Origin of the sequence: Streptomyces sp. NPDC097619 (genome assembly GCF_040302735.1) — a bacterium.
Lineage (GTDB): Bacteria > Actinomycetota > Actinomycetes > Streptomycetales > Streptomycetaceae > Streptomyces.
In genome coordinates, this window is the sequence record NZ_JBEOSD010000108.1 from 18,446 (window position 1) to 27,706 (window position 9,261).

The 9,261-nt window shown below is 69.9% G+C and carries 4 protein-coding genes; all 4 read right to left on the reverse strand.

Features of this window, described 5'->3' with window-relative positions; all coding sequences use genetic code 11:
* Positions 1-2,519: caspase family protein (locus ABTZ17_RS25480; RefSeq protein ID WP_352198033.1), on the reverse strand; the 2,519-nt coding region annotated here is incomplete at its 3' end.
* Positions 2,520-2,855: 336 nt separating this feature from the next.
* Positions 2,856-7,052: a caspase family protein gene (locus tag ABTZ17_RS25485; RefSeq protein ID WP_352198034.1), complete on the reverse strand. Its 4,197-nt coding sequence runs from the start codon at positions 7,050-7,052 to the stop codon at positions 2,856-2,858.
* Complete coding sequence (locus ABTZ17_RS25490; protein ID WP_352198035.1) at positions 7,049-7,969, reverse strand: antibiotic ABC transporter ATP-binding protein; 921 nt, start codon at positions 7,967-7,969, stop codon at positions 7,049-7,051. Before ABTZ17_RS25490 ends, ABTZ17_RS25485 begins: the two co-directional genes overlap by 4 nt.
* Positions 7,970-8,168: 199 nt before the next feature.
* The gene (locus ABTZ17_RS25495) at positions 8,169-8,774 is read right to left on the reverse strand and encodes a hypothetical protein (protein WP_352198036.1); all 606 of its coding nucleotides are present in this window, start codon (positions 8,772-8,774) and stop codon (positions 8,169-8,171) included.
* Positions 8,775-9,261: the final 487 nt, after the last annotated feature.

The following is a 9,261-nucleotide window of genomic DNA, read 5'->3' on the forward strand; positions in this document are numbered from 1 at the left end:
CGGGGTCGTCCGTGGAGTTCGGTGACGGCGATGGCGTTCACCCAGCTGGTGTGGCCGGTGAGGGTGGCGGTGTGGGTGTTGGAGGTGAGGTCCCAGACTCGCACGGTGTTGTCGTGGCTGGTGGTGAGGGCGTGAGGGCGTCCGTCTAGTTCCGTGATGGCGAGGGCGACCACCGCGTCAGTGTGCCCGGTGATCGTGCGGCGGTGGGCTGGATGTACGAGGCTGTTGGTGGCCCAGAGGGGTGTCCACGGGCGGGTGCGTGCGAGGCGGGCGACGAGTTCGGGCTGTTGGTAGCGGGCGGCATCGATGGCGAGGACGTCACGGCGTGCCGAGGGAGCGAGTGAGCCGTGGACCTCGGAGGAGGCGCGGTAGATGCCCGCGGTGGTGGCATCGACCACGGCGGGCGTGGCGTCAAGGGCGCGCAGCAGAGCGTATGGGGCGGCGTGGGCGAGGTACTCGGGGTCGGCCAGAAGGCTATTGAGGTTGGCGCCTGCTGCGGCGTGGGTGGCGGTGTGCCGGCGGATGTAGGGGTGTGCGGCAGCCCAGTCATTCACGTCGATGGCGGGGTCGTGGGGGACGAGGTTGGTGAGGGTGGTGGCGATGGTGGCGTGGTCGTCGTGTTCCTGCCGGGTGCGGCGGAGGTGTTCGGCCATGGTCTCGTGGTAGAGCCGGTACACGGCCCCGTCTGCGGTGGGGGTTTCGACGATGTAGGAGCCGGCGGTCTGGTGGAGCCAGTCGAGGTCTTCGTGGGTGCAGGTCACGCCTGAGAGGGCTGTGGCGAGGGGGGCCCAGATGGTGGACCAGGGCAGGCCCGCACCTTGCGCGTAGGCGAGGGGGCGGAGGAGGCGTTCGACTTTGGGGCGGTGTGGTCCGAAGCGGTCGAGGTAGGCGGCGAAGGCTTCGGACGCGTCGCTGGGAAGGCGGTCCTGCCAGTGGGGCTCGGTGGTGTCGATGTGGATTTGGCCGTGGACGAGGGCGCGGGCGGTCATGCGGGCCACCAGGTAGGAAGAGCCGGCGCGTTGGGCGATGCCTTCGGCGATGGCGGCCGCATGTTCCGGCCTGCCGTGGTAAGGGGAGCGGCTGTCGGGGTCTTGTGCGTCTTCGAGGAGGGCGCGGGCGTAGGAGACGATCTCCCCGGGGGTGGCGTAGTCGGGGTGGTCGAGGTCGATGATCTGGACGGCGCGGCCCAAGGCCTGGATCTGGGGGCGGCGGGTCCCGACGACGAGCCGGAGCGCGGGGAGGGCGGAGAGCGGTTGCAGCAGCTCTCGTGCGATCCGGTTGCTTTCTGCGGGGTCGCCCGCGGTGCCGGCTTCGTCAAGGGAGTCGACCACGACCACCACCGGTATGGTTCGGTTCCGCAGTGCGGCCAGGACCTCGTCGCGGTCGGCGGTGGCGGGGAGTTCCAGCGCCGAGGCGAGGTCGGTCACCAGGTCGCCGAGCGCGGCCCGGCGCGCGTGCAGGACGACGGCCGACACGGCCGCCGCCTGCGATGTGTCGGGGTCGGTGAGGTCGAGGAGGCGGCCGAGGAGGGCTGACTTGCCGGAGCCGGGGTCGCCGGTGACAACCCGTGCCTTCCGATCGTGCTCGGCGGCCGATGAGCAGAGGAAGGCTGTGAGTTCTCGGAGGGCGTGGGTGCGGCCGGTGAAGTAGTCGCCGGTCTCCCCGGCGTGCTCGACGCCGCGGCTGCGGGGCCCGAAGTGCCCGTCGTGGCGGCGGCGGAGCCGGGCGATGGTGGCGAGGTCGATGCCGTCCGTCGGGAGGCCGGGGAGGTGGTGGGGGTTGGGGAAGAAGGGGTCGTGGCCGTCGGTCTCGGTCGCCGTCAGCCGCGCCTGCTGAGACGGTCGGTGGATCGTGAAGTAATCGTTGACGCGGCGGGTGACCTCGCGAGCACTGATGTAGCGAGCCGTGGAGCCGAGCCGGGGTTGGTTGAAGATCTCGGTGAGGGCGTCGACGAACAGGTTCTCCTTCGCGGGCTCGTCCGCGCGGGCGGCCGCCAGGTGCCACCGGTTCGCCCGCCCGCGGGGGAGGTCCGCCAGGTCCAGAGCCAGCCGGCTGATGTCGGCGGTACCGGCCCCGGCCCAGCACGTGTCGAGGATGACCAGCAGATGCCCGACCTCGCTCCCCAACAGCGGCCGAGCCAGGTCCTCCGCCGCCAGCGCCCGGGTCCAGCGGCCGGGCTTGCTGTCGGAACACAGCAGGTAGTGCCGGTCCTCCGCGCTCACACCGTGCCCCGCGAAGTAGACCACCACCACATCATCCGCACCCAGCCCGGCCTGCACCGTCCAATCCTCGATGCCTTCGGCCAGATCGTGCCGGGCCGGGTCATGGGCGAGATCGGTGAGGACCGACTCGTAGCCCATTTTCTCCAGCAAGACCCTGACCCGCCGGACATCGCCCTTCACCCCGGGCAACGGACCGATACCCGAATCACGGAACGTGCCCGCACCGACAGCGATCAGGAACCTACGCCCGACCGTCCCGGCAGTAGCCTCGGTGCTGTCGTTCACGCGGACGCCCACCGATCCCCGGTGCCGGTCCTCGACGCTGTGAAGCAGCGGACGAGGCCCCGCATCCGAAGCCCGCGCCGATCCCTGGGATCTCTCACCGCGTTCTCCGGGCCCGAGCCGCGGGTCGCCCTGGAGGTGTCCACCCGGTCGATCGGTCGTACCTGTACCGCACGCGCCATCGCATCCGCCCCCACCACGCCTGATTGGCTCAGCCTAGGCGGGCAACCCCACCCCTCACCGGCCCTTCGGCACAAACCCCGAAACCGAAGCCGAGCCTCCGTCGGGCAGGCCATCGCCGGAGCGTCGCCCCTCGCCGCGGGGCCCAGAGCCGGGCTTGCCTTGGCCAAGTCATCGGCTCCGAGGGTTGGGCTGGAGGACCACGACTTCGTTGGCCATGCCGATCACGAGCTGATCCTTGTGTGCCGCCACAGCAAGCCCTTGCAAGGGGAGGTGGACGATGGCGACACAGCGGTCGGAATGAAGGTCCCAGACGCGGACGGTGTTGTCCCATCCGGTGGTGAGGGTGTGCGGTCGTCCGTGGGGCTGGGTGACGGCGATGGCGTTCACCGTGTGGGTGTGGCCGGTGAGGGTGGCTGTGGTGGTGTTGGTGGTGAGGTCCCGGATCCGCACGGTTTCGTCGTTGCTCGTGGTGATGGTGTGGGGTCGGCCGTGGAGTTCGGTGACGGCGACGGCGTTCATCACGCTGGTGTGGCCGGTGAGGGTGGCGGTGGTGGTGTTGGTGGTGAGGTCCCAGATCCGCACGGTTTCGTCGTTGCTGGTGGTGATGGCGTGGGGTCGGTTGTGGAGTTCGGTGACGGCGACGGCGGTAACCGTGTCGGTGTGGCCGGTGAGGGTGGCGGTGTGGGTGTTGGTGGTGAGGTCCCAGACCCGCGCGGTGTTGTCGTAGCTGGTGGTGATGGCGTGGGGGCGTCCGTCGAGTTCGGTGACGGCGACGCCGTTCACCACGCTGGTGTGGCCGGTGAGGGTGGCGGTGGTGGTGCCGGTGGTGAGGTCCCAGACCCGCACGGTGGTGTCGAAGCTGGTGGTGATGGCGTGGGGGCGTCCGTCGAGTTCGGTGACGGCGACGCCGTTCACCACGCTGGTGTGGCCGGTGAGGGTGGCGGTGGTGGTGCCGGTGGTGAGGTCCCAGACCCGCACGGTGGTGTCGTAGCTGGTGGTGATGGCGTGGGGCCGTCCGTCGAGTTCCGTGACGGCGACGGCACTCACCCAGTTGGTGTGGCCCGAGAGGGTTGTGATGGTGGTGCCGGTGGTGGTGAGGTCCCAGACCCGCACGGTGTTGTCGTAGCTGGTGGTGATGGCGTGGGGGCGTCCGTCGAGTTCCGTGACGGCGACGGCGCTGACCGCGTTGGTGTGGCCGGTAAGGGTGGTGATGGTGGTGTTGGTGGTGAGGTCCCAGATCCGCACGGTTTCGTCGTGGCTGGTGGTGATGGCGTGGGGTTGTCCGTGGAGTTCGGTGACGGCGATCGCGGTCACCGCGCGGGTGTGGCCGGTGAGGGTTGCGGTGTGGGTGTTGGTGGTGAGGTCCCAGACCCGCACGGTGTTGTCGTAGTTGGTGGTGATGGCGTGGGGTCGTCCGTCGAGTTCCGTGACGGCGACGCCGGTATCCGCGTTGGTGTGGCCGGTGAGGGTTGCGGTGGTGGTGCCGGTGGTGAGGTCCCAGACCTGCACGGTTTCGTCGTGGCTGATGGTGATGGCGTGGGGTCGTCCGTCGAGTTCCGCGACGGCGATCGCGGTCACCGCGCGGGTGTGGCCGGTGAAGGTGGTGATGGTGGTGTTGGTGGTGAGGTCCCAGACTCGCACGGTTTCGTCGTGGCTGGTGGTGATGGCGTGGGGTCGTCCGTCGAGTTCCGCGACGGCGATCGCGGTCACCAGGTCGGTGTGGCCGGTGAGGGTGGCGGTGTGGGTGTTGGTGGTGAGGTCCCAGATCCGCACGGTGTTGTCGTGTCTGGTGGTGATGGCGTGGGGTCGTCCGTCGAGTTCCGCGACGGCGATCGCGGTCACCAGGTCGGTGTGGCCAGTGAGGGTGGCGGTCGGGGTGCCGGTGGTGAGGTCCCAGACTCGCACGGTTTCGTCGTGGCTGGTGGTGATGGCGTGGGGTCGTCCGTCGAGTTCCGCGACGGCGACGGCGTTCACCGTGTCAGTGTGGCCGGTGATCGTGCGGCGGTGGGCTTGGTGGATGAGGCTGTTGGTGGCCCAGCGGGGTGTCCAGGGGCGGGTGCGTGCGAGGCGGGTGGCGAGGTGGGGTTGTTGGTGGCGGGCGGCGTCGATGGCGAGGATGTCGCGGCGTCCCGTTGGGGTGAGCTGTGCGTGGACATTGGCGGAGGCGCGGTAGATGCCCGCGGTGGTGATGTCGACCGCGACCGTGGTGGTGTCGATGGCACGTTGGAGGGTGTGGGGGTCGGCGTGGACGAGGTACTCGGGGTCGTCCAGGAGGGTTTCGAGTGTGCCGCCTGCTGCGGCGTGGGTGGCGAGGTGGTCCCGCGAGTACGGATGGGCGGTGGCCCAGTCGTTGATGCCGGTGGTGGGGTCGTGGGGGATGAGGTTGGTGAGGGTGGTGGCGATGGTGGCGTGGTCGTGGTGTTCGTGGCCTGTGCGGCGGAGGTGTTCGGCCATGGTCTCGTGGTAGAGCCGGAACACGGCCCCGTCCGCGGTGGGCGTTTCCACGATGTAGGCACCGGCGGTGGAGTGGAGCCAGTCGAGGTCTTCGTGGGTGCAGGTCACGCCTGAGAGGGCTGTGGCGAGGGGGGCCCAGAGGGTGGACCAGGGCAGGCCCGCACCTTGTGCGTAGGCGAGGGGTCGCAGGAGGCGTTCGACTTTGGGGCGGTGGCCTTCGAAGCGGTCGAGGTAGGCGGCGAAGGCTTCGGAGGCGTCGCTGGGGAGCTGCTCGCGCCAGTCGGGGATGGTGGTGTCGATGTGGATTTGGCCGTGGACGAGGGCGCGGGCGGTCATGCGGGCGACGAGGTAGGAGGAGCCGGCGCGTTGGGCGATGCCGTAGGCGATGGTCGCGGCAAGGAGTGGCTGGTTGCGGTATGGGGAGCGGCTGCCGGGGTCCTGTGCGTCTTCGAGGAGCGCGCGGGCGTAGGCGGCGATCTCCCCGACGGCGATATGTTCGCGGTGGTCGAGGTCGATGACGTGGACGGCGCGGCCCAAGGCCTGGATCTGGGGGCGTCGGGTCCCGACCACCAGTCGGACTGCGGGCAGGCCGGAGAGCGGTTGAAGGAGTTCTCGTGCGATCCGGTTGCTTTCGGCGGGGTCGCCTGCGGTGCCGGCTTCGTCGAGGGAGTCGACCACGACGGCCACCGGCACGGTCCGCTCTCCGAGCGCGGCCAGGACGTCGTCGCGGTCGGCGGTGGCGGGGAGTGTCAGGGCGGAGGCGAGGTCGCTTACGAGGTCGCCGAGTGCGGCGCGGCGTGCGTGGAGGACGACAGCCGCCACGGCCAGCGGCGGAGCAGTGCCTTCGCCTTCGCCTGTGTCTTTGTCTGCGGCTGTTGTCGCTCGTGGTGTGTCGGGGTCGGTGAGTTGGAGGAGGCGGCCGAGGAGAGCTGACTTGCCGGATCCGGGGTCGCCGGTGACGACCCGTGCCTTCCGGTCGTGCTCGCTCACGGGTGTGGTGAGGAAGGTGGTGAGTTCCCGGAGAGCGCGGTCGCGGCCGGTGAAGTAGTCGCCGCGTTCCCCGGTGTGTTCGACGCCGCGGCTGCGGGGCCCGAAGTGACCGATGTGCCGTCGGCGCAGTGTGGCGATGGTGGCGAGGTCGATGCCGTCCGTCGGGAGGCCGGGGACGTGGTGACGGTTGAGGAAGAAGGGATCCTGACCGTCGGTGTCGGTCGCCGTCAGCCGCGCCTGCTGGGACGGCCGATGGACCTCGAAGTAGGCGTTGATCCGGCGGGTGACCTCACCGAGACCGATGTAAGGGGGTGTGGCGCCGAGCCGGGGCTGGTCGAAGAGCTCGGTGAGGGCGTCGACGAACAGGTTCTCCTTGGCGGTGTCCGTGGTGCGGGCTGCGGCCAGGTGCCAGCGGTTGGCCCGCCCGACGTGCATGTCCGCCAGGGACATCGCCAGGCGACTGATGTCCGTGGTCCCGGCTTGCGCGAAGCAGGTGTCGAGCATGACCAGGAGGTGCCCGACCTCGCTGTGCACGAGCCGGCGGGCGAGATCCTCGGCGGCCAACGACCACGCCCACGAATCCCGCTGACTGTCGGAACACAGCAGGTAGTGGCGGTCCTCCTCGCACTCGCCGTGCCCGGCGAAGTAGACCACCACCACATCCTCGGGCCCCAGCCCGGCCCGCCTGGTCCAGGCCTCGATGCCCGCAGCGAGGTCCTGCCGGGTCGGATCGTGCGCCAGCTCGGTCAGGACGGACTCGTAGCCCATCTTCTCCAGCAGGGCCCTGACCCTCCGGACATCGTCCTCCACCCCGGGCAGCGCGGGGATACCGGAGTCGTTGAACCTGCCCGCGCCGACAGCGATCAGGAACCTACGCCCGACCGCACCGGGCACGGCCCCCCGGTTGCCGTTGTCGTTCACGCGGATGCCTGCCGGAGGCCGGCGGCGATGGCGGCGCCGGTGGTGGGTGCGGTGAGGTAGCGGCCGAAGTCGTGCATCTTGACGCCGTTCGTGATCGTCCGATCCTGCACCGGACCGTTCGGGCCCGAAGCGAACAGCGGGCCGAGGGTGTTGATGAGGGCGACGATGTCGCCGGGGTCGGCGACGTTCGTCCACCGCAGCACCTTCGCCGGCCACGCCCCGATGCCATTGGTGGGTAGGGGGCTGAGCCTGCGGAAGATCAACGGCAGACCGAGGGGGGAGCCGACGGTGACCAGGTCGGTGACCGGCCAGTCCGGGTTCTCACACAACGCCTCGTAGGCGACGACCGACCCGAGGGAGTGCGCGACGATCACCCGGGTGTCCTCCCCGACCTGCTCCGCCACCGACGCACGGGCGGCCTGCCACGTCGGCGGGTCGTCCAAGTATCGGCGGACCTGCTTCAACTCCGAGACCAGGAACCGCTTCCCCAACCCCTGGAAGAAATCGGCCTTGACCAGCCCGTTCAGGCGGGCCCGCACCCACTTCACCTGCAACGCACGGGACGTGGCCGCCGCCTTAAGGCTCCGGGTGCCTTCCTCGTCGAGTGGGGGGATGGACGGTTCGAGTTCCGCGGCCCGTTGGAACCAGGCATCCAGGAGCTCTGCCTCCAGCCCGTCCTCGACGTACTTCTCGTCCCAGGGCGGCAGATCCGCGGGCCGGGTGCCTTCCTCGATGAAGGCGTTTCCGTAGAACGCGCACGCCACGTCCGCCGGTTCCAGTGTCAGATTCGCCCCGAGCTGCACGCCGTCCCGGAGCGCGGCCCCCAGCTTCAGCCCCAGAGTCTCCGGCCCTTCAAACTGCTGAGCGATTCCGTGTACCAGCACCACACGCGCCACAACACCCACCCCCTGAAACATGCCCTTGACCCGTGCCAGCCTAGGCACCCACCCCCATACCTCACCCGCCCTTCACCACAATCACCCCACCCCGGCCTCCGCGCGGCGGCGGGAAGTGAGCGGCCGCCTCCCGGTCTTGGTCCTTCTCCCTCACCGACCTGTGCGGTGGCGGTACGGTGCGGGGTATGGCGTTCGAAGCGCACAAGCCGCCGGCCCGGCCTCACACGGACAAGCCGCCGACGCATCCGGGCCCTGCGCGGCCGCAGCTGATGCCGCCCGCGAACCCGCAGCCGCCGAAGAAGTGAGCGACCGGCGCCGCTTCGACGACCTGCCCGCAGCCGTCCGGGCCGCGGTCGCCGCACGGGTCGGGTCGGGGTTCACGAGCGAGGACACGGTGATGGGCGAGGCCGCCGTGGTCGCCGCCGTCCTCGTCTCGGAGCGCGGCCTGGTCTTCGTCAAAGGCGTCCCCGACGGACACGACGGCCAGGCGGAACTCGACCGTGAAGCCCGCCTCGCCCCGCACCTGCCTGCTTTCGCCCCCCGCCTGCTGTGGCGGATCACCACCGGAGGCTGGACCCTCCTCGGGTTCGAAGGCCTCTACACCACCCCCTGGGCCCACTTCCCCCACGACAGCACCCACCTCGATCCCTGCGCCGCCCTCCTGCGCGAGCTCAGCACCGTTCCGGCCCCCACAGCGGTGTACCTCCCGCCGCTGTGGGAGCGGTGGCGGCACTACGACGAGCCGAACGCCCGACGGCTCCTGTCCGGCGAGCACCTCGTCCACGGCGACCCCGCCGCCGGGAACTTCCTCATCGACGCCGACCACCGGGCCCACCTCGTCGACTGGGCGTGGGCCGCGAGCGGCCCCGCCTGGGCCACCGCCGCCCTGTGGGGCTACCGCCTCGTCCTCGACGGCGACCAGACCCCCGACCAAGCCGCCGCCTGGGCCCGCACCATCCCCCCTTCACCACCGCACCCCCGGAAGCCGTGGCCTTCCTCGCCCGCATGGAAGAACGCTCCTGCCGGGACTGGCAGGCCCACACGGGCGGCATCGAGCACAAGGTCAAGGCGGCCCGCGCCTGGGCCGACTTCTGGAACGCACGGTAAATACTCAGCCCGAATGCCGTAATCTCACTGCTTCGTCTCTGCGTCCGAAAATTCGGATGAAACCGCGTATTTGCGGGCCTACGAGTTAACTACGGGAATTTCGATGGGTGAGGGTTTCCTCCCTGTTGTTGCTTTCACCTTTCTGCAATCAAGGTGACTTCGGCGGCGTCGGTGACGAGGGTCGCCTCGCCGCGCAGGAGTTCGTG

Excerpts from the sequence above, each read along its gene's own strand:
- ABTZ17_RS25490 (WP_352198035.1), bottom strand. The coding sequence starts at position 7,969 with ATGTTTCAGGGGGTGGGTGTTGTGGCGCGTGTGGTGCTGGTACACGGA.